Consider the following 19,442-nt stretch of genomic DNA (forward strand, 5'->3'; position numbering starts at 1 on the left):
AGTAATAGTTTTTTTTATGCATTATCGTTTCCTCTTGCTAGTAATTCTTTCGGGCTCTTTATTTGGTCAACAACGCTTAGAGGGCTATGTGTACAGTGCAAAAGACTCTACTGTTTTAGAAGCTGCTAGTATCTATTTTGATGGTACTACCGTAGGCACCATTACCAATAAAAATGGACATTACAGTATTCCGGTTCAAGAAGGCATTACGAGCCCTTTAGTGATCACGATGATGGGCTACGCTCCTGTCTACCTTAATAAATTTGCAAATGGCGCAATGCCGCCTGTTTACCTTTCTGAAAAAACCGAAACCTTAGATCAGGTCTTTTTAGAAACCGATCCGTGGTCGAGGCAACGTAAACTTGACGTTTTCAGAACGCAATTTCTGGGGAATTCATCCGAAGCACAAAAGTGTCGCATTTTAAATGAAGATGCCTTAGGGTTGCACTACAGTCCGTCAAAACTGAAGCTTTCCGCTTGGGCTAACGAGCCGCTTATTATAGAAAATAAGCACCTGGGATACACCATAAGATACACCCTGACTGATTTTTATGTGGCTTACGATAAAGGAAGGTCAACAGAATACCCTATTATGAATATGGTATATTACGAGGGATTCAGCTTTTTTCAAGAACTGAAAGAAAAAACACGTAGAAAATTTCTAAAGAATCGGGAAGACTCTTACAATGGCTCTGTATTGCATTTTATGCGCGCTTTGGCTCAAAAGCAATTACACGAAAATAACTTTAGAATATTTTACAAGAAGTTTGAAACCCCGCCTTACCTGCATTTTGAGTTCAGAAAAATTTTAGACCGTACTTACGTCAAACTCGATGTAGAGACTTTAAGCATTCTCTATGACAACGCGGAGCAATCTTCAATACAAGCTAACGAAACTTTTGTCATTGATGCTTTTGGCAATCATAGCCCGCCCAGTGCTGTTATAATGAGTGGAGCAATGTCATACCGAAGGTTTGCGTTTACGCTTCCGCTAGATTATAAGCTTCAGTCTCAGTAAGCCCGCCTTCTACGAAGTCCTTTTTAAAAAACTCTAGGTCTTCCGCTTTGAAATAATCAAGATCTAACATTTCGCCATCGCCCAGTCCGGCATTTATGGTAAGACTTTTATCAGTTAATTTAACCGATTTAATCGCGCTACGTTTAAAATGAACGAATTTAGATTCAGGGCTTTTAAAAGCTAAAATGTTATCATTCCATTTTATGATGGAAAAGTAATTGCCTTTATACGCTTGATAGCCAATAGTGCCTAACATAACGACGCCAACGAAGATATAACTCCAAGAAACTAAAGAAGATTCTTCATTAAATTGTGGGATGATACCCATAATCAAGTAAAAAAGCCCGTAAACTATCAGCGCATTGCGCTGCTTTTTATGAATTTTAGATGTGATCGCTTTCATTTCTAGGAATATATATTCCTAAAGATAAACTTTTAATTACTTAACGGCGCAGCGTACAGATCAAAATCTTCTGCATCAGTGATAGTTACAGTAACATATTCGCCCGTTTTCAAGTAATGCTTAGTAGCGTCTATAAGTACCTCGTTATCTACGTCTGGTGAATCAAATTCGGTACGACCTACAAAGTAGTTTCCTTCTTTTCGGTCGATGACGATGCGGTATTCCTTTCCTATTTTCTCCTGATTCAATTCCCAACTAATTTGCGATTGTATCGCCATAATCTCATTAGCACGTTCCATTTTTACCTCTTCGGGAACATCATCTTCAAGAGTATAGGCGTGAGTATTTTCTTCGTGTGAGTAAGTAAAACAACCTAAACGCTCAAAACGCATCTCTTTTACCCAATCGCGCAGCAACTCAAAATCTTCTTGAGTTTCGCCGGGATAACCCACGATCAGAGTAGTTCTGATCGCCATTTGCGGCACTTTTTCTCTAAAGGTTTTCAGCAGTGCATTAGTCTTTTCATAGGTGGTTCCACGGCGCATCGACTTTAATAATTTAGTCGAAATATGCTGCAACGGAATATCTAAGTAAAAACACACTTTTGGCTCCTCATTCATCACATCAAGCACATCCATCGGGAAACCGGTAGGAAATGCATAGTGTAAGCGAATCCACTCAATCCCTTCGACCTTTACTAATTCGCTTAATAATTTTGCCAACGCACGCTCCTTGTACAGATCTAGTCCGTAATAGGTTAAATCTTGTGCGATTAGAATCAATTCTTTAATCCCGTTTGCAGCAAGTTTTTCAGCTTCAGTTACTAAATGTTCAATTGGCGTACTCTTGTGTCCTCCGCGCATTAAGGGAATCGCACAGAACGAACACGGGCGGTCGCAACCTTCTGCAATTTTTAAATAAGCGTAGTTTTTAGGCGTGGTGGTAAGACGCTCGCCTATCAGTTCGTGCTTGTAATCTGCACCTAAAGCTTTTAGTAAACCCGGCAATTCTGTAGTTCCAAAGTACTGATCTACATTAGGAATTTCCTTCTGCAAATCAGGCTTATAACGCTCAGAAAGACAGCCTGTAACAAAAACTTTATCTACAACACCATCTTCTTTTTTCTGCACATAGTCAAGAATGGTATTTACAGATTCTTCTTTAGCATTAGCGATAAAACCACAGGTATTGATAACCACCACATTACCTTCTTCCTCGTGCACCACCTCTTTGTTGTTTGCACGTAACTGGCCCATCAACACTTCACTATCATAAACGTTTTTAGAACAACCTAAAGTCACCACGTTTATTTTATTCTTCTTAAGGGTTTTAGTACGCATAATGCTCTTTATTTTGGGGCGCAAAGATACGGTATTTTAAGGCTTTTATATCTTAAATTAGTGGATTCTTAAACCTACTGACTATGAGAGCTTTATTTTTTATGCTGATGGTATTGGGGTTAATCGCTTGTTCTTCTGATGAAACCAATGCTCCTGAAAATCCTACAGATGAATCGCTTTATTTCCCACCGCTAAGCGGAACGGAGTGGGCCACGAGCGATCCGGCCGACCTAGGTTGGAATACCGCTAAAATTGCTGAATTAGAAAGCTTTTTGACTGCAACGCATACCGAAGCATTCTTGATACTACAAAATGGAAAGATCACTTATGAAGCCTATTTTAATGAAAAAACAGCAACAGATCTATTTCCGTGGAATTCCGCCGGAAAAACCCTGACGGCTTTTACAGTCGGCATTGCTGCTCAGCAAAATTTACTGGATCTCAACGATAAAACCACCGCGTATTTAGGTCGTGGATGGACCTCCATGACTGCCGAACAAGAAGATGCTATTCTGATCAAAAATCAACTCACGATGACTTCGGGAGGTGATTTTACCGCTGAAAATACCGTGTGCTATGATCCTGAATGCTTATACTTTAAAACTGCTCCCGATTCCGAATGGTATTATTATAACGCATATTACACCTTGCTTCAACCGGTGTTAGATGCTGCAACATCCAACGGTTTTGAAGCTTTTTTTGAAAATGAATTAAAGACTAAAATAGGTCTTGATGGGCGCTGGGTAAGTTTAGGTTATAACAACGTTTATTTTAGTACGGCGCACAGTATGGCACGCTTTGGTTTGCTTAATTTAAATCAAGGAAGCTGGGATGGGATCCAATTACTAAATAGCGCATATTATGAAGCCATGACCACCACCTCGCAAGAGCTCAATCCGGCTTATGGATATCTCTGGTGGCTTAATGGAAAAACTCATTATCAACTTCCGGGTTCTACACAAACCTTTACCGGAAAACTAATTCCTAACGCGCCTGATGATCTTATTGCCGGTTTAGGCGCCAACGATAAAAAGCTTTACGTGATTCCCAGTAAAAAAATGGTTATTGTAAGATTAGGGCCGGCGGCCTATTCTGAGGATTTAGGCCCTACTTCTTATGATAATGATTTATGGGGTGTATTGAATGAGGTTTTTTAATACTTACTCCTCAAAATTCGTCGGTGTTTTACGCATTTTTGAAATTTGCTCGTACGCATACGCTAGTTCTAAAAGCTGCGCTTCAGATAAGGTGGGAGCAATAAAGGTCAATCCCATAGGACGGTTATCTTCTTGGTAGCCCATAGGCACAGTAATTGCCGGATATTTTGCCACAGCCGCATAGCCCGACATATAGTTATTGATAGATAATACTGCATCAAGGTCATTGGCTTTCATAGGCTCGTCAAAAAAGCGTCTCCCATTACGTTCTAGTGTATCTTTTATGGCTGTAAATTCTTCCGCTGAAGCAGAATCTGCAAGCACTCCGTATAACAGCTTCTGACCATAAGGCATTCTGATCAAAGAATCTTTTTTATTGAATCCTGTGATATCCTTAAGATCCTTCACAGCCAAATTCTTCGACCCATAATTAGCAATATATGCCGGTAAATCCTTCTGCATATCCAGATTGAGAACACGCGTAAACTGCGGCAAATCAACTTCCGGGCGCTCAATAGGTATTAATGTTGCCCCGGCTTCTCGCAACGCTTCAACAGCTTGCAGATAAAGCGTATCATCATAATTGGTATAATAACCTAGACGCTTTTCGCTTAAATAGGCAGAAGCCTCTAAATCTTTTAATCCGTTTACATAATCAGTGGATGCTGCTTTTAAATTAACAGCGGCCGCATCGTCTTCGTCAAGACCGGTCATCGCCTGTAACAAGATCGCATTGTCAATTACACTGCGGGTCATAGGTCCAGGTGTGTCTAGCGTGCTAGATATAGGAATGATCCCGCCGCGAGATAACAAACCAATTGTTGGCTTCAGACCTACAACCGAGTTTGCACTGGATGGTGATAAAATAGAACCACTGGTTTCTGAACCTACCGCTGCCACCGCAAAATTAGCAGCCATTGCAACGCCACTACCCGAACTAGAGCCACCGGTATCGTGTATTTTTCTTCCGTAGGGATTTAAGGTTTGGCCGCCCACTGCTGAATAACCGCTTGGGCAGTCGCCACAAAAGAAATACGCCCACTCGCTCAAATTGGCTTTTCCTAAAATAACCGCACCGTGCTCTTTAAGCTTTTGGGTGATAAACGCATCGCCGGTGTCATTATCCTCAAAAACCACTGCTCCCGCAGTAGTAGGCATATCTGCTGCATTGATGTTATCCTTCAGCAGAATCGGCATTCCATAAATTGAATATGGATCTAAGTCATTTGCACGATTCTTATCTAATTCGCGGGCCTGATCCAAAACTTTAGGATTTAAAGCTATAACCGAATTTAATGACAAATCATTGTTACGGTCGTATTTTTTAATTCGGCTTAGATAAAAAAGAACCAACTCTTCATAAGTAAGTTGACCTTGAGCCACAGCCTGTTGAATTTCAGGAATGGTTTTCTCGAAAATAAAAGGCTTGAGTTTATCGTATTTTGTTTCGGTAAACATCTTCACTTCAAAATCGAACGACTTCCAAAGCGTTTCATCAGTTAAGACTTTAGAGTCTAAAACGGCATATTCGCGTTCTTGAACGGTAGAGTCATTTAAGGTCTGAGTTGCTTCTTTAGTAGAAGCATTTGAAGAGGTTTCTTTACACGAAAATAAAAAGGCAAAGCTTAATAAAAGTAGTATTTGTTTCATGAGGTGCTTAAATTTCACCCTAAAATACAAAAAGGCATCTCACAATTGTGGATGCCTTCTTATTTAATAGTGTTTAGCTGCTAATTTCTAAAAAATGAATCAACAAATTCAATTTTATTGAAAACCTGTAAATCCTCAATTCCTTCTCCTACACCAATGTATTTCACCGGAATTTGAAACTGGTCGCTAATACCAATGACAACACCGCCTTTTGCGGTTCCGTCTAGCTTGGTAACAGCAAGCGAAGTCACCTCTGTAGCCGCTGTAAACTGCTTAGCCTGCTCAAATGCATTTTGACCTGTAGAACCATCCAAAACCAATAAAACCTCGTCTGGAGCATCATCGATCACCTTTTGCATCACGCGTTTTACTTTGGTCAATTCTTTCATCAAATTGATCTTATTATGTAAACGCCCGGCAGTATCAATGATCACCACATCAGCATCCATCTTTACAGCGCTCTGTACAGTATCAAAAGCCACCGATGCCGGATCGCTTCCCATCTGCTGTTTTACGATAGGAACATCTACCCGGTCAGCCCAAATTTGCAATTGATTTATCGCTGCTGCTCTAAACGTATCTGCCGCACCAAGAACCACCTTTAGTCCCTTCTGCTTGAATTGATGTGCCAGTTTGCCGATGGTTGTAGTTTTCCCTACACCGTTTACACCAACAACCATAATCACATAAGGCTTTTTAGCAGGAACGGTAAAATCTGTAGCGTCACCGGTATTGGTCTCGCTCATCAAACCTGCGATCTCTTCTCTTAAAATAGTATTGAGTTCTTCGGTCCCTAAATATTTATCGCGTGCCACACGCGCCTCGATCCTGTCAATGACCTTTATGGTAGTCGCAACGCCTACATCGCTTGACACTAATACTTCTTCAAGATCGTCAAGCACCTCATCATCAACCTTGCTTTTACCGGCTACAGCTTTACCTAACTTGTTTAAAAAGTTAGCATTGGTTTTCTCTAGACCTTTGTCTAAAGTTTCCTTTTTTTCCTTTGAAAATATTTTTTTGAAAAAACTCATCGTATTTAAGATGCATAGTTAACAATGCAAAGGTATCTCTTTAACCTTGTTTAAAATTGAGACAAAAATAAAAAAATACAAAAAGCCGTTACACCAAAGTGTAACGGCTACGTATAAACATTTAGAATGTCTTATTTTTTGTCTAAAAACTCTCCAACCATTTCTGGTGCCATAACAGCTTCCACAAAAGTGTAAGCTCCTGTCTTAGGAGATTTTACCATTTTAATGGCTTTGGTCAAACGTTTTGAACCGGTCTGTAATGTTGCTACTGATTTCTTTGCCATGTCTTATTTTATTTCTTTGTGAACAGTCATTTTATTCAAGATAGGGTTGAATTTTTTCAACTCCATTCTATCTGGTGTGTTCTTCTTGTTCTTAGTGGTAATATAACGAGAAGTTCCTGGTTTCCCAGAAGCTTTATGCTCTGTGCACTCTAAAATTACCTGTACTCTATTGCCTTTCTTTGCCATAATTCCTAATCGTTATACCGTTATTATTTAGTAAGAAAGCCTTTAGCGCGTGCTTCTTTAAGCACAGCAGTAATACCTTTCTTATTTATATTTTTAAGAGCGGCTGTAGAAATTTTTAATGTAATCCACTTATCTTCTTCAGGAATATAGAAACGCTTTTTGATTAAATTGGCATCAAATTTACGCTTGGTCTTATTCATCGCGTGAGAAACATTGTTTCCTACCATTGCTTTTTTGCCCGTAAGCTCACAAACTCTTGACATGATTCTAAACTTTATAATGTGTTACTGAAAAACAGGGTGCAAATTTACACAACTAAAACAAGTTGACCAACTTAAATTACGAGTTTTTTAAAATTTCTTTCTGAAGCAGTTCAAAAGCTTTATTGACGCTTTTTGAAACTACCCGTTCGCGCTGACTACCCATCATAAATTTATGAGCAACTACGCCACTTGGCGAAGCAATCCCTATGTAAATTGTGCCAACATCTGCATCAGAATCTCCCTTTGTGGGTCCGGCGTTTCCTGTAGTGGCAATTGCATAATCTGCTCCATACCATTGTTGTACCGATCGTGCCATCGCTTCTGCGACTTCTGCACTCACCACCGAATGTTCATCAATGAGCTTCTGCTCTATTTTTAGCAATTCAACTTTTGAATGTGTGGCATAGGTGACCATTCCGCCTTTATAATAAGCTGACGCCCCCGGAATACTTGTAATTGCTGCCGAAATCTGCCCGCCGGTACAACTTTCTGCAACGGCCAAGGTGCGGTGTCTTTCGGTTAATAGTCTCGCAACAACAGCCTCAATAGATTCCCCGTCATCATAACCTACTATAATTTCTCCTATAAGTGCGTGCAAACCTTTGATCTGCTCGTCTAGACGTTGCTCTAGTAAAGCTTTATCCGGTCCTTTAGTTGAAAGTCGAAGACGTACTTTTCCCAGTGCAGGCAAATAAGCGAGCTTAATATCTGCAGGAAGCGCATTTTCCCAACCAGCTATTCGATCAGCAATCTCGCTTTCCCCCATCCCGTAGGTTTGTAGCGTTCTGTGCAAAATAAAAGGCCTGCTGAATTCCTTCTGAAGCCGCGGAATAACCTCAGAAGTCATCAAACCTTTCATTTCAAAAGGCACACCGGGCATCGATACAAACACCGTTTTACCTGATTTCATCCACATTCCGGGTGCAGTGCCGTTATGATTCATCAAAACCGTAGCCTGACTAGGCACAAGTGCTTGCGACCGATTTGCCGGAAGCATGGGCCTATTGACATGATGCTTAAAAATGCGTTCAATGTTGTGTAGTACCGCTTGATTTTCTACTAAAACATCATCAAAAAATTCGCAAAAGGTATGTTTAGTGACGTCGTCTTTTGTTGGGCCCAAACCGCCTGTGATCAATACGATTTCGGCGGTTTTCTGAGCTTCTTCAAGACAGTGTACGATATGTTCTTTAGAGTCTGAGATCGAAGAGATCTGATACACCTCAACCCCTATTTTATCGAGTTCTTTCGCAATAAAAGCCGAATTAGTATCTACGATCTGACCTATAAGAATTTCATCACCAATGGTAATAATATGAGCTCGCATTACATCTTCCAGTCTTTGCGCATTTCTTCTATTGCATTATTGATATATGTCACGATGGTATTGAGCTGTGGTCTGATCGCAGAAGTAGGTTTGTTGCTATCAGCCCAGCGTTCCATCGCCGAAATTTCACGTATTAGATCTATCCCAAACATTTCTAGGTTAGGCTTCATTTTATGAGCAAATTGATACGCCATCTTATGGTTGTCATTGTCAATTGCCATTTGCATACTCTCAAGATCAGGCGGAATTTCGGTAAGAAATGCTTCGACAACAGTTTTCATAAATTCTTTGTCGCCGCCAGACATATCTTCTAACTGATATAAATCGTAGTGGGTGGGCATAAGTTTTTTGATTTAAGGTTATTTTATATTCACAGTAAATATGGGTTCATTCTCTAAATAGCCGGTCAATCTATCATCTATTGCTACAGGTCCTACCCCGGCAGGTGTTCCTGTAAATAATATGTCTCCAATTTTGAGGGTCATAAATTGAGACACGTGCGCGATCAGGGTATCAATATCATAAATCATATTAGCTGTATTCCCTGATTGCACAATTTTATCATTTTTTTCTAAATGAAAGTTAATATCATTCAATTCTTTGAACTTTTCTTTAGGTACCCAGAAGTCTCCTAAAACCGCCGAACCATCAAAGCCTTTGGCCTTTTCCCAGGGATGCCCTTTTTCTTTACATTCCCGCTGTAAATCACGTGCAGTAAAATCAATACCTAAACCTATTTCATCATAATATTTATGCGCAAACTTAGGCTGAATGTATTTCCCTAACCGATTGATACGCACCAGAAGCTCTACCTCATAATGCACCTCATTAGTAAATTCAGGAATTACAAATGGGTGCTTCTTAAGCAATACCGCTGAATCTGGCTTTAAAAAAAACATAGGCTCTGATGACGCCTTGCTGTTCAATTCTTTTATGTGGTCGCTGTAATTCTGACCTATGCAAATAATTTTCATCGTCTAATCTGTAAATAAAACTTTAAAAGCAGGTGCCGGCGCGTTACCCGCCAAAGCACTGCCTGCTGTATCCAGTTGCGTAACCGGTTTCCAGCCGGTTAAACTTTTATAAAAGCAAAGCGGGTTGCTCTGGTTTCTCGCAATTTCAACACCTTTAAAAATAGGCGCATAGCGCTCTACTTCATAATTGATATAATTGCCTTCATTGTTTTGAACACTTACGATTTCGGTAAATTTATTCTCCGGAATAAATAAATGCTCAACTACAATATATACGCCTTCGGAAGGAACACTTAATTTATAGGGCAGCATATTCACTTTCATTTTGGCTGCATTTTCAGGCTTTTCCAATACTAATCCGTCATCCAGTAGATCGGTACCCGGAAGCCCATCTTCAGCAACTTCTAAAATACGCAACCTAAATTTTGCAGCCGGGTTGTCTGCACCCAACACCCGATAAAAGTCGATTTCCAGATTCTTCAAAAAACATCCTTGATCAAACTTTTTAGGTCGCGCATAATAGCGTGCTAAAGCTGAAGGATAAGCGCCTCCACTAAAATTCCCCAAGCCCACGATCTTTGCACCTACAAACGGATTTATGCGCTTACTGCGGCGATCTTGAAGATCATAAATCACGACTTCCCGCAATGCATTTAAGCTGGGCTGAAGCGCTATAGCTTCACTCATAGTGCCTAGTGTAAGCGTTCTAGTCTCATAACCAACACTTGACACGAGCACCTGCATAGACTGAGCAACTTGGCCTGCCTCAAATCTGAAATCACCGTGCACATCTGCCGAAGTTCCGCGCTTGAGTTCAGGTAAGATCAAATGCGCATAAGGCACACCTTCTTTAGAATTTGCATCAATCACTTTTCCTCTAAATGCAGTTTCTTGAGCAAATATGAGACTACTTGCTAACAGAAAACCAAAGAGGAAAAATACACGAGACATCGCTAAAAAAGCTTGGTGTTCAATTTTCTGAGCTTTATTGCCGTCAATACTTTTTTAGTATACAACGGGAAGTCGGCATTCTGAATCCATCCAAAATAGCCGGGCTCATTTTCTAGCACCTCTTCTACTTTCTTCCCTTTGTGTTTTCCGAAAGAAAAGATCTCTTCTCCCTCTTTGTTAAAGGCAATAAATCCGGCAAAATCTGCAAACTTCTTACGCGCACTAAACTCCGCCAGACTTTTCATATTATTTTCGAGATCCTCATAACGATCAAGCTGCGACTTCAAAACCTCATAGGTGGCGATCGTATCAGCCTCTGCACTATGCGCATCTTCTAAAGTTTGATCACAGTAAAATTTGTAAGCTGCGCTTAAGGTACGCTGTTCCATTTTGTGAAAAATAGTCTGTACATCAATTGCATTTCTATTTTTCATATCAAAATCAACTTCAGCTCTCAACATTTCTTCAGCCAAAAGCGGAATATCAAAACGATTAGAATTAAAACCGGCCAGATCAGAATCTTTAATCAGGTTGTTGATCTCTGTAGCCAATTCTTTAAATGTGGGTTTATCTGCTACATCTTCATCTTTGATGCCGTGTACCGCTGTGGTTTCAGCAGGGATGGGTATAGTAGGATTTACGAGCCAGGTATGCTTTTCTTCCTTTCCGTCAGGAAAAACCTTCAATACCGAAATTTCAACAATGCGGTCTTTAGCCACATTAATTCCGGTTGTTTCCAGATCAAAAAAGCAAATAGGTCGAGTTAGGTTAAGATTCATTGCTATAAATTTTCTACAAAAGTACGATTACGAATTTTATAAGATTCACATTAATAAACGTATTTTATACGTTAAAAAGTTACATATTATTCTTTTGTTTAACACCCTAAACCGCGTTATATTTACAAAACAACCAACTTTTTAACGAAAATGATTTCGCATATCGCTTATCTAAGCACGCAAAGTTTTATTCTAAACGATTCGGACTTAGAAAGCTTACTTCAACACGCAAGAACCTCTAATGCTTTACTAGGACTCACCGGAATCTTAATTCATCTTGACGGCCATTTTATTCAATTTATTGAGGGTGATCAACCAGCACTTGAACAGATTTATAAAAAGATCACCACAGATCCCAGGCATTTTGATCTAAAGATTTTATCTGAAGGAAGTTCTACAAAACGCTGCTTTGGAGCTTGGGATATGTATTATAAAAAACTTACCAATACCCAGCTCAATTCGCTAGAGGCTTCAAAAAACTTAAAATCATACGATCATTTAAAACCTTTAAGTGCCGAAGCTGCGGAAGAAGTCCCTGCTTTACAATTACTACACAATTTTGTTGAAGCGCTGTCTTAGACAGAATGAATAGTACAAAACATTAAGAACAACCTCAGGGCAGACCCACGAAAATTACTTTAAAACGAATTTTCAATTTCCAAGCATCTCGATAGCTAACTAGACAGAGCATTAACCCTTTGGCGGTGTCAATAAAAAAACCTGTGAAGTTAAGATCTCACAGGTTTTTATATCTTTTCAAGATGCGCTCAAACAGTTCTAAACTGCTCGATCAACGTCCCAAGCCTCTAAGTACTGCGCCACACGCTGAACAAATTGTCCACCCAAAGCACCATTTACCACACGATGATCATACGAATGTGATAAGAACATCTTTTGTCTGATTCCTATAAAATCACCTTCTGGAGTTTCTATTACCGCCGGAATTTTTCTAATCGCTCCTAACGCTAAAATCCCTACTTGTGGCTGATTAATAATTGGGGTTCCCATAACACTACCAAAAGTACCTACGTTAGTCACGGTATATGTTCCACCAACTGTATCATCTGGTTTTAACTTTCCGGCTCTGGCTCTTGAAGCCAAATCATTAACCGCTTTGGCCATTCCTACTAAATTCAATTGATCTGCCTTTTTAATAACAGGAACAATTAAATTTCCATCAGGGAGTGCCGCAGCCATACCCAGATTGATATCCTTTTTCTTAATGACTTTATCTCCATCAACCGAAATGTTGATCATTGGGAAATCACGAATTGCCTTCGCCACGGCTTCCATAAAGATCGGAGTAAACGTCAACTTCTCTCCTTCTCGTTTTTGGAATTCATTCTTTACCTTATTTCTCCAGTTCCAAATATTGGTTACATCAACCTCTATAAACGATTGTACATGTGCCGAAGTCTGCACCGACGCGATCATATGCTTTGAAATCATTTTGCCCATACGCGACATCTCAATGATTTCGTCACCTCCGTTAACACTTACCGGAGCAGCCGGTGTTTCTTGTTTAACCGCTTGTGTTGGTTTTGCTGCTGGCTTAGATGGCACTTCGCCGTCTTTACGCTTAGCCACATAAGTAAGTATATCATCTTTAGTCACACGACCTTCTAAACCGGTGCCTTCAACTTGATCTAATTCCTCTTGAGTGATACCTTCTTCCTGAGCAATACTCTTTACCAAAGGAGAATAAAAACGCTCTCCATCGTTGCTGATGCTCGGTGTGGAAGTAGTTTCTTTTGCTTCTGTAAGCATTTGCTCAGCCACCTGTTTTGAAGTATTATCTTCATTTGCTTCACTCGTAGCCGGTTCTGGCGTTGCATCCCCTTCCCCTTCTGTTTCAATGATCGCAAGGGTTTGCCCTACCTGTACTACATCATCAGCTTCAAAAAGTTTTTCTACCAATACACCTTCTACTTCACTTGGAACCTCACTGTCAACTTTATCTGTGGCAATCTCAACAACGGGTTCATCCAATTCAATGGTATCCCCTACCTCTTTGAGCCAGTTTGTCACTGTAGCTTCAGCGACGCTTTCTCCCATTTTCGGTAATTTCAGTTCAAATTTTGCCATATTATCAATATAAATATTAGTTGACTTTAATTTTTTACGAATTTACTAAAATAAAGCTTATGAAAACGATTTTTATTTAAACCGTCTACCATTTTAGTAACGCCCCGCGATGTGTAGAGGCATCGCTTCCGAGGATAAAATTACAATTTGAGGGGCGTATGCGAAACCTATTTTTGCTGTTTTTTAACAGCTGCATTGTTGAGATCACCTCCGTAAATGACAGCGCATTCATATCAAAAATGAGTATTCCGGGCGGTAATTTTGTCGTAATCTGATCTAAACGAACAGACTCACATTTCATTTGAGGCTCCAATTTAGTTACTAAGCCTTTCGGAATTTCGCTATCAGAACACCAATACGCGCGCTCCAACGATTCTTCACTCATTGTTTTGTAAAGCGCTTCTTGTTTTTTACTGAATGCTAAAAAGTTTAAAACCAGCGCTAAAAGCTTATCAGACACGAAGCCTTGTGAAAAATGCTTCCGTTGAAAAATATGCATTGCTTTATAAAATCTTCGGAAATACCGGCGATCTTTTATTGTGCTTTCTCCTTTAAAATGAATTACCGAAAGGTTTCCGCAGTAAAAATTGGCATAGCCAAGCTGAAGCAAGCGATAACTGAGGTCGATGTCTTCACCATACATAAAAAACGCCTCATCAAATCCGCCTAGCTCGTGATATGCCGACTGTGTAATGAGCATAAATGCGCCTACCAACACCGGCGCTAAACCCACCTCATCCTGTGCGAGTTGATTAGCATAATACGATGATGTATCTCCGGTCATTTTCTTAAGTGCCACTTTTGGATTGGGAATATTGCGTTTACTTTCCGGAAGATAAGCGCCGGCGCCATCGATCAATCTTGGACCTAAAGCGCCAAAATTTTGTTGCTTTTCAGCAAAAGCCAGAAGGGTCTTAAAACAAGCTTCGGGAAGCACCGTATCTGGATTTAAAATGCAAAAATATCTCCCTTTAGCTTGCTGAGCAGCTTGATTGTATGCCCGAGCAAAACCCAGATTTTCTGAATTCTCAATAAAATGTACCTGCGGAAAATAAGTTGTGACCAGATGCGCCGTTTCATCTGAAGAGTTGTTGTCAGCAACAATTATTTCGGCTTCGATATCTTGCGTTGCGCGTTGTACACTTTCTAAACAAAGCTGTAAATAATACGGCACTTTATACGAAAGTATGATCACCGAAAGCAACATAGCTACTGCTTTAATGAATTTTCAAACGGAATACGATTGAGAATACTACGTCCTAAAGTAACCTCATCAGCAAATTCGAGCTCATCTCCCACCGCAATACCTCGTGCGATTGTAGAGGTTTTAATCCCAAAAGATTCGATCTGGCGATAGATGTAAAAGTTGGTCGTATCTCCTTCCATCGTAGAACTCAGTGCAAAAATAAGTTCGTCTACCTCTCCTTTTTTTACCTTTTCGACTAAAGAATAAATATTCAAATCCTGTGGACCAATGCCATCCAATGGAGAAATTTTCCCTCCCAGAACGTGATAATGTCCGCGATACTGGCTGGTATTTTCAATAGCCATCACGTCTCTTATGTCCTCAACTACACAAACTATAGCAGCTTCTCTATTAGGATTGGCGCAAATCTCACACAGCTCTGTATCTGAAATGTTATGGCAGTTTTTACAAAATTTGATTCCGCTACGTAAACCGGTAAGTGCTTCTGTTAATTGTTCGGTTTGACTTTCGGGTTGCCGCAACAAGTGTAAAACCAGTCTCAGTGCGGTGCGCTTACCAATTCCCGGTAATTGCGACATTTCATAAACGGCTTGCTCCAGAAGTTTAGATGAGAATTCCATAGAGGGTAAAGTTAGCAAAGATTAAGGCCAAAATCGCAATTTAAAAGATTGCTAGGCCTTAAAATAATGGAGAACAAAATCTAGTATGCGCTGTGCGGCTTTCCCATCACCATAAGGATTGTGTGCGGCGCTCATTGTTTTATAGGCTTCGGCATCCTCTAGAAGACGCAGTACTTCCATTTTTAACTGCACCGCATCAGTGCCTACAAGCTTAACCGTTCCGGCAGTTACGGCTTCAGGCCGCTCGGTGGTATCGCGCGTTACCAGTACCGGCTTTCCCAAGCTTGGCGCTTCTTCCTGCACGCCGCCACTGTCTGTAATGATTAGAAACGATTTATCAAGTAGCCACACAAAATCTGGATATTCTAAAGGTGGAATTAAAGTAATGTTTGGATGATTACCTAAAATAGTATGAACCACAGATTTTACATTAGGGTTTAAATGCACAGGATATACAAAATGAATATCATCGCGCTGAGTTGCGAGTTGGGCGACGGCTTGGCAAATGCGTTGCATACCGGCGCCAAAATTCTCTCGTCGATGTCCTGTTACCAAAATTATTTTTTTGGTTTTAAACGGAATATTTTCAGCAAAATCAGGATTCTGCTGCTGAACTTTTTTTACAGTTTCTTGAAGCGCATCAATAACAGTATTCCCGGTTGCGCATATACAATCTTCCGGAATGCGCTCTTTTAACAGATTGGCTTTAGCCTGAGTTGTTGGCGCAAAATGAATGTTTGCAACTAGACCTGTAAATTGCCTGTTGAACTCTTCGGGGAAAGGTGAATGTAAATTGTGCGTACGCAAACCTGCTTCAATATGACCTACATTAATACCGGCATAAAATGCCGCCAGACTCGCTGTCATCGTGGTTGTGGTATCGCCGTGAACCAGAACCAGATCAGGTTTAAAATCTTCCAACGGAACTTTTAGCGCAAGTAATGCTCGTGACGTAAGTGTATACAAATCTTGATTTTTTTGCATTAGATCAAGATCATAATCTGGAGTAATTGAAAAGAAATCAAGCACCTGATCAAGCATTTCCCGATGTTGAGCGGTAATACAAACTTTAGTGATTAAAGACGTATTGCTTTTAAATGCTTTAATTACCGGAGCCATCTTGATTGCTTCGGGACGGGTACCAAAGATGAACAATATGCGTTTTGCACTAGAGTCGGCCATCTGCTCCTTCTTTTAAAAAGCCTTTGACATCATACACCACTGCAGCATCGTTTTTCAATTTCTCTAGATCAAGCTTTTCAAAATCACGATGCGCAACAGCTAAAACTATCGCCTCAAATTTTTGATTTTCTATAGATGGAAGCAACTCAATACCATATTCTTCCTTAACTAAATGCGCATCTGCCTGTGGATCATACACCGAAACTTTTGCCCCATATTCCTGCAAATCTGTAATGATATCAATCACACGCGTGTTGCGCACATCAGGGCAATTTTCTTTAAAGGTTATCCCTAGCACTAAAATGCGACTGTTTTTAAGCTTGATGTCCTTTTGCGCCATAAGTTTAACCACTTGTGAAGCTACATAAGGCCCCATACTATCATTGAGCTTTCTACCTGCCAAAATAATTTCAGGATGATACCCCACTTGTTTTGCTTTTTGCGCCAGATAATACGGATCAACACCTATACAATGACCGCCAACCAACCCCGGTTTGAAGGGTAAAAAATTCCACTTTGTGCCCGCTGCTTCCAGCACAGCTTGCGTATCAATATTTAATAAATTGAAAATCTTAGCGAGTTCGTTTACAAAAGCAATGTTGATGTCGCGTTGAGAATTTTCGATCACTTTTGCCGCTTCAGCTACCTTTATAGAGGAAGCTTTAAAAGTGCCCGCGCTGATTACCGAAGCATAGAGCGCGTCTATCTTTTCAGCAACTTCTGGCGTTGACCCGGAAGTTACTTTTCTAATTTTATCTACCGTATGGGTTTTATCCCCGGGATTGATGCGCTCTGGAGAGTAGCCCACAAAAAAATGAGAATTAAAAGTAAGTCTGGAAGTTTCCTCAAGAATGGGCACACAGATCTCTTCGGTCACACCGGGATACACAGTAGACTCATAAATTACGGTATCGCCATCTTTAAGATAGCTACCTACAAGTTTACTAGCCTTTATAAGTGGCGTTAAATCGGGATTATTATTCTCATCAATAGGCGTAGGAACCGTAATGATATAAGTTGTACAGGATGTCAAATCATCTACTTCAGCAGTACAGTACAATCCGGGTTGATCTACTAATTCAGCTAGTAAAACCTCGTCGAGAAGTTCTTTTTCGAGTTCGTCGGTTTTATCAAAACCTCGCTTCAATTGGGTGATACGTTCTGTATTAATATCAAAACCAATGGTTACATATTTTGTGGCAAATAAGCGCGCTAAAGGCAATCCTACGTAACCTAACCCAATTATGGCTATACTCATTTATCTTCTTTAACTGTTTTTAAATGCGCTCTATACCACATTATCGCTTTACGCAGACCAGCGTCTAAATCATAATCAGGATCATAACCTAACAGATTTTTAGCCTTACTAATCGATGCCAATGAATGCGGTACATCGCCCGGCCGCTCAGGGCCATATTTTGGCTGAACTTTTACTAAATCGCTATCATAATTCAGCAAGCGTTCTTTGAGCAAATTTACTAATTCGGTTAAAGAAGTACGCGCTCCATACGCGATATTATAAATTTCATTTAACGCCAATGGATTTTCTGTAGTAAGTGCAAGTAAATTGGCTTGAACTACGTTATCGATGTAAGTATAATCTCTAGAAAAACTACCATCACCGTTAATAACAGGAGATTCTTGATTGAGCAATGCAGCAATGAATTTAGGGATCACCGCAGCGTATGCACCGTCAGGATCTTGCTTAGGACCAAACACATTAAAATAGCGCAGACCAATAGTATTAAAGCCATAATTTCGCTTATAAACATCAGCATAATATTCATTGATGAGTTTGGTTACCGCATAAGGCGAAAGCGGTTTACCGATCTCGCTTTCGATTTTAGGCAAGGCTTCATTATCTCCATAGGTCGAAGAACTCGCCGCATATACAAAACGCGTAACACCTTCTAGCCTTGATGCTTCGAGCATATTTAGAAAACCGGTGACATTGACCGAATGCGTAAGCAATGGCGTTTTTAAACTGCGTGGCACTGATCCTAGCGCAGCTTGATGGCTTACAAATTCGCAGCCGGCCACAGCCTGCTTACAAGTTTCTAAGTCTCGTATATCTCCTTCTATAAACTCAAAATTATCAAGAGCCAAAAAGTCTTGAATATTTTCTTTATTTCCGGTTGATAAATTGTCTAAACAACGCACAGAAGCGCCAGCTTGTAGTAGGGCTTCAATAAGATTAGAGCCTATAAAGCCAGAACCGCCCGTAACGAGGGTTTTCTTATTTTTTAGGGGTTGTAAATTCATTTTTCGTGTGAAGTAGGGTTGGATTTTGCTAATATATTATATCGAGTGTAATTTTCACAATTAATTTTAACTTTTTTTTAACGCGTTATTAAATACTTAACATCTTGGAAGCAACTCAGTTAAAGTAAAGCTAAACCAGACATCCGTACACAATATGCCCAAAATCAATAGTAATTTTGACGTACATATCTAATATTTTAAATCATGAACTATTTAAATCTCGATAAGAATAGAACTAAAGAAACGGTTGAACAACTCAACACGCTCTTAGCAGATTATCATCTGTATTATCAAAAATTGAGAAACTTTCACTGGAACGTAGTTGGTGAGAATTTCTTTGACCTTCACGAAAAATTCGAAGAAATGTACAACGACACGCTGATTAAGATCGATGAAGTTGCAGAACGTATCTTAACTTTAAGATATCAGCCTGTAAGCCACTTATCTCAATATTTAAAAATGGCTAATATTGAAGAATCTCCAAGTGAAACTGCTGACCTTGAGATGATCGATATTCTGCTTAACGATCACGGCAAGTTGCTTACTCAAATGCGTAAAACTGTAGAATTTGCAGACAAAGGTGGTGATGAAGGTACAATTGACCTACTTGGTGCATACATTAGAGAGTTAGAGAAAACCAGCTGGATGCTCGACTCTTGGAGAATGACAAAATCCGGTACGCACAAAAAATCGTAACTTATAACAGATAACTAACCAACC

Annotated in this window: 22 protein-coding genes; 4 read left to right on the forward strand and 18 right to left on the reverse strand. The window is 40.0% G+C overall.

Annotated features, from left to right (window positions below; all coding sequences use genetic code 11):
* Window positions 1–16: 16 nt before the first annotated feature.
* A complete protein-coding gene (locus BUA96_RS01555) occupies window positions 17–1,018 on the forward strand; it encodes a carboxypeptidase-like regulatory domain-containing protein (protein WP_072979628.1) in 1,002 nt (333 codons plus the stop codon).
* Here BUA96_RS01555 and BUA96_RS01560 read toward each other — a convergent pair.
* Together BUA96_RS01560 and rimO are read right to left on the reverse strand one after the other, a co-directional pair.
* Window positions 981–1,421: a hypothetical protein gene (locus BUA96_RS01560; RefSeq protein ID WP_072979630.1), complete on the reverse strand. Its 441-nt coding sequence runs from the start codon at window positions 1,419–1,421 to the stop codon at window positions 981–983. The two genes, BUA96_RS01555 and BUA96_RS01560, sit on opposite strands and share 38 nt — an antisense overlap.
* A gap of 32 nt (window positions 1,422–1,453) precedes the next feature.
* A complete protein-coding gene (gene rimO, locus BUA96_RS01565) occupies window positions 1,454–2,761 on the reverse strand; it encodes a 30S ribosomal protein S12 methylthiotransferase RimO (RefSeq protein ID WP_072979632.1) in 1,308 nt (435 codons plus the stop codon).
* An 83-nt stretch (window positions 2,762–2,844) separates the two neighbouring features.
* On the opposite strand from rimO, the gene BUA96_RS01570 reads away from it, so the two are divergent.
* A complete protein-coding gene (locus BUA96_RS01570) occupies window positions 2,845–3,918 on the forward strand; it encodes a serine hydrolase domain-containing protein (RefSeq protein ID WP_072979634.1) in 1,074 nt (357 codons plus the stop codon).
* 3 nt (window positions 3,919–3,921) lie between these two features.
* Here the strand turns inward: BUA96_RS01570 and BUA96_RS01575 are convergent, their stop codons facing one another.
* From BUA96_RS01575 to BUA96_RS01620, 10 genes are all read right to left on the reverse strand, one after another.
* Entirely contained in the window at window positions 3,922–5,568 is a 1,647-nt protein-coding gene (locus BUA96_RS01575; RefSeq protein ID WP_072979636.1) for an amidase family protein, read from the reverse strand.
* An 80-nt stretch (window positions 5,569–5,648) separates the two neighbouring features.
* Entirely contained in the window at window positions 5,649–6,602 is a 954-nt protein-coding gene (gene ftsY / locus BUA96_RS01580; RefSeq protein ID WP_072979638.1) for a signal recognition particle-docking protein FtsY, read from the reverse strand.
* 131 nt (window positions 6,603–6,733) lie between these two features.
* A complete protein-coding gene (locus tag BUA96_RS01585; protein ID WP_072979645.1) occupies window positions 6,734–6,886 on the reverse strand; it encodes a DUF4295 domain-containing protein in 153 nt (50 codons plus the stop codon).
* Window positions 6,887–6,889: 3 nt separating this feature from the next.
* Window positions 6,890–7,072 (reverse strand): 50S ribosomal protein L33, encoded by a 183-nt coding sequence (gene rpmG, locus BUA96_RS01590; protein ID WP_028375871.1) that lies wholly within the window; start codon window positions 7,070–7,072, stop codon window positions 6,890–6,892.
* A 23-nt stretch (window positions 7,073–7,095) separates the two neighbouring features.
* Window positions 7,096–7,335 carry a 50S ribosomal protein L28 gene (gene rpmB / locus BUA96_RS01595; RefSeq protein ID WP_009780710.1) on the reverse strand — a complete coding sequence of 80 codons (240 nt, stop codon included), beginning with the start codon at window positions 7,333–7,335 and terminating at the stop codon, window positions 7,096–7,098.
* Window positions 7,336–7,411: 76 nt separating this feature from the next.
* Window positions 7,412–8,662 (reverse strand): competence/damage-inducible protein A, encoded by a 1,251-nt coding sequence (locus BUA96_RS01600; RefSeq protein ID WP_072979647.1) that lies wholly within the window; start codon window positions 8,660–8,662, stop codon window positions 7,412–7,414.
* Window positions 8,662–9,003, reverse strand: coding sequence for an Hpt domain-containing protein (locus BUA96_RS01605; RefSeq protein ID WP_072979649.1), 342 nt, complete (start codon window positions 9,001–9,003; stop codon window positions 8,662–8,664). The genes BUA96_RS01600 and BUA96_RS01605 overlap by 1 nt, the downstream gene beginning before the upstream one ends.
* 18 nt (window positions 9,004–9,021) lie before the next feature.
* Entirely contained in the window at window positions 9,022–9,636 is a 615-nt protein-coding gene (locus BUA96_RS01610) for a fumarylacetoacetate hydrolase family protein (protein ID WP_072979651.1), read from the reverse strand.
* A 3-nt stretch (window positions 9,637–9,639) separates the two neighbouring features.
* Window positions 9,640–10,587 carry a carboxypeptidase-like regulatory domain-containing protein gene (locus BUA96_RS01615; protein ID WP_072979653.1) on the reverse strand — a complete coding sequence of 316 codons (948 nt, stop codon included), beginning with the start codon at window positions 10,585–10,587 and terminating at the stop codon, window positions 9,640–9,642.
* 2 nt (window positions 10,588–10,589) lie between these two features.
* The gene (locus tag BUA96_RS01620) at window positions 10,590–11,366 is read right to left on the reverse strand and encodes a 3'-5' exonuclease (protein ID WP_072979655.1); all 777 of its coding nucleotides are present in this window, start codon (window positions 11,364–11,366) and stop codon (window positions 10,590–10,592) included.
* Between the two features lie 150 nt (window positions 11,367–11,516).
* Here BUA96_RS01620 and BUA96_RS01625 point away from each other — a divergent pair, with 150 nt between their 5' ends.
* Window positions 11,517–11,945, forward strand: a complete 429-nt coding sequence (locus BUA96_RS01625) for a BLUF domain-containing protein (protein WP_072979657.1) — start codon at window positions 11,517–11,519, stop codon at window positions 11,943–11,945.
* A 198-nt stretch (window positions 11,946–12,143) separates the two neighbouring features.
* Here BUA96_RS01625 and BUA96_RS01630 read toward each other — a convergent pair whose 3' ends face one another.
* The 6 genes from BUA96_RS01630 to BUA96_RS01655 all read right to left on the reverse strand — a co-directional run bounded on the left by BUA96_RS01630 (window position 12,144) and on the right by BUA96_RS01655 (window position 18,722).
* Window positions 12,144–13,451 (reverse strand): dihydrolipoamide acetyltransferase family protein, encoded by a 1,308-nt coding sequence (locus BUA96_RS01630; RefSeq protein ID WP_072979659.1) that lies wholly within the window; start codon window positions 13,449–13,451, stop codon window positions 12,144–12,146.
* Between the two features lie 85 nt (window positions 13,452–13,536).
* Window positions 13,537–14,658: a glycosyltransferase family 2 protein gene (locus BUA96_RS01635; protein WP_072979661.1), complete on the reverse strand. Its 1,122-nt coding sequence runs from the start codon at window positions 14,656–14,658 to the stop codon at window positions 13,537–13,539.
* A 2-nt stretch (window positions 14,659–14,660) separates the two neighbouring features.
* On the reverse strand, window positions 14,661–15,278 hold the full coding sequence (recR, locus tag BUA96_RS01640) for a recombination mediator RecR (protein ID WP_072979663.1): 618 nt from the start codon (window positions 15,276–15,278) through the stop codon (window positions 14,661–14,663).
* A 51-nt stretch (window positions 15,279–15,329) separates the two neighbouring features.
* The gene (gene wecB / locus BUA96_RS01645; RefSeq protein ID WP_072979665.1) at window positions 15,330–16,460 is read right to left on the reverse strand and encodes a non-hydrolyzing UDP-N-acetylglucosamine 2-epimerase; all 1,131 of its coding nucleotides are present in this window, start codon (window positions 16,458–16,460) and stop codon (window positions 15,330–15,332) included.
* A complete protein-coding gene (locus BUA96_RS01650; RefSeq protein WP_072979667.1) occupies window positions 16,447–17,718 on the reverse strand; it encodes a nucleotide sugar dehydrogenase in 1,272 nt (423 codons plus the stop codon). The genes wecB and BUA96_RS01650 overlap by 14 nt, the downstream gene beginning before the upstream one ends.
* A complete protein-coding gene (locus tag BUA96_RS01655) occupies window positions 17,715–18,722 on the reverse strand; it encodes an SDR family oxidoreductase (protein ID WP_072979669.1) in 1,008 nt (335 codons plus the stop codon). Before BUA96_RS01655 ends, BUA96_RS01650 begins: the two co-directional genes overlap by 4 nt.
* A gap of 204 nt (window positions 18,723–18,926) precedes the next feature.
* On the opposite strand from BUA96_RS01655, the gene BUA96_RS01660 reads away from it, so the two are divergent.
* Complete coding sequence (locus tag BUA96_RS01660; protein ID WP_072979671.1) at window positions 18,927–19,418, forward strand: Dps family protein; 492 nt, start codon at window positions 18,927–18,929, stop codon at window positions 19,416–19,418.
* Window positions 19,419–19,442 lie beyond the last annotated feature (24 nt).

The organism is Leeuwenhoekiella palythoae (assembly GCF_900130045.1).
GTDB lineage: Bacteria > Bacteroidota > Bacteroidia > Flavobacteriales > Flavobacteriaceae > Leeuwenhoekiella > Leeuwenhoekiella palythoae.

Bases quoted from the DNA above. Each gene is read 5' to 3' on its own strand.
- BUA96_RS01555 (WP_072979628.1), top strand. From the start codon at position 17: ATGCATTATCGTTTCCTCTTGCTAGTAATTCTTTCGGGCTCTTTATTT.
- BUA96_RS01560 (WP_072979630.1), bottom strand. From the start codon at position 1,421: ATGAAAGCGATCACATCTAAAATTCATAAAAAGCAGCGCAATGCGCTG.
- rimO (WP_072979632.1), bottom strand. From the start codon at position 2,761: ATGCGTACTAAAACCCTTAAGAAGAATAAAATAAACGTGGTGACTTTA.
- BUA96_RS01570 (WP_072979634.1), top strand. From the start codon at position 2,845: ATGAGAGCTTTATTTTTTATGCTGATGGTATTGGGGTTAATCGCTTGT.
- BUA96_RS01575 (WP_072979636.1), bottom strand. From the start codon at position 5,568: ATGAAACAAATACTACTTTTATTAAGCTTTGCCTTTTTATTTTCGTGT.
- ftsY (WP_072979638.1), bottom strand. From the start codon at position 6,602: ATGAGTTTTTTCAAAAAAATATTTTCAAAGGAAAAAAAGGAAACTTTA.
- BUA96_RS01585 (WP_072979645.1), bottom strand. From the start codon at position 6,886: ATGGCAAAGAAATCAGTAGCAACATTACAGACCGGTTCAAAACGTTTG.
- rpmG (WP_028375871.1), bottom strand. From the start codon at position 7,072: ATGGCAAAGAAAGGCAATAGAGTACAGGTAATTTTAGAGTGCACAGAG.
- rpmB (WP_009780710.1), bottom strand. From the start codon at position 7,335: ATGTCAAGAGTTTGTGAGCTTACGGGCAAAAAAGCAATGGTAGGAAAC.
- BUA96_RS01600 (WP_072979647.1), bottom strand. From the start codon at position 8,662: ATGCGAGCTCATATTATTACCATTGGTGATGAAATTCTTATAGGTCAG.
- BUA96_RS01605 (WP_072979649.1), bottom strand. From the start codon at position 9,003: ATGCCCACCCACTACGATTTATATCAGTTAGAAGATATGTCTGGCGGC.
- BUA96_RS01610 (WP_072979651.1), bottom strand. From the start codon at position 9,636: ATGAAAATTATTTGCATAGGTCAGAATTACAGCGACCACATAAAAGAA.
- BUA96_RS01615 (WP_072979653.1), bottom strand. From the start codon at position 10,587: ATGTCTCGTGTATTTTTCCTCTTTGGTTTTCTGTTAGCAAGTAGTCTC.
- BUA96_RS01620 (WP_072979655.1), bottom strand. From the start codon at position 11,366: ATGAATCTTAACCTAACTCGACCTATTTGCTTTTTTGATCTGGAAACA.
- BUA96_RS01625 (WP_072979657.1), top strand. From the start codon at position 11,517: ATGATTTCGCATATCGCTTATCTAAGCACGCAAAGTTTTATTCTAAAC.
- BUA96_RS01630 (WP_072979659.1), bottom strand. From the start codon at position 13,451: ATGGCAAAATTTGAACTGAAATTACCGAAAATGGGAGAAAGCGTCGCT.
- BUA96_RS01635 (WP_072979661.1), bottom strand. From the start codon at position 14,658: ATGTTGCTTTCGGTGATCATACTTTCGTATAAAGTGCCGTATTATTTA.
- recR (WP_072979663.1), bottom strand. From the start codon at position 15,278: ATGGAATTCTCATCTAAACTTCTGGAGCAAGCCGTTTATGAAATGTCG.
- wecB (WP_072979665.1), bottom strand. From the start codon at position 16,460: ATGGCCGACTCTAGTGCAAAACGCATATTGTTCATCTTTGGTACCCGT.
- BUA96_RS01650 (WP_072979667.1), bottom strand. From the start codon at position 17,718: ATGAGTATAGCCATAATTGGGTTAGGTTACGTAGGATTGCCTTTAGCG.
- BUA96_RS01655 (WP_072979669.1), bottom strand. From the start codon at position 18,722: ATGAATTTACAACCCCTAAAAAATAAGAAAACCCTCGTTACGGGCGGT.
- BUA96_RS01660 (WP_072979671.1), top strand. From the start codon at position 18,927: ATGAACTATTTAAATCTCGATAAGAATAGAACTAAAGAAACGGTTGAA.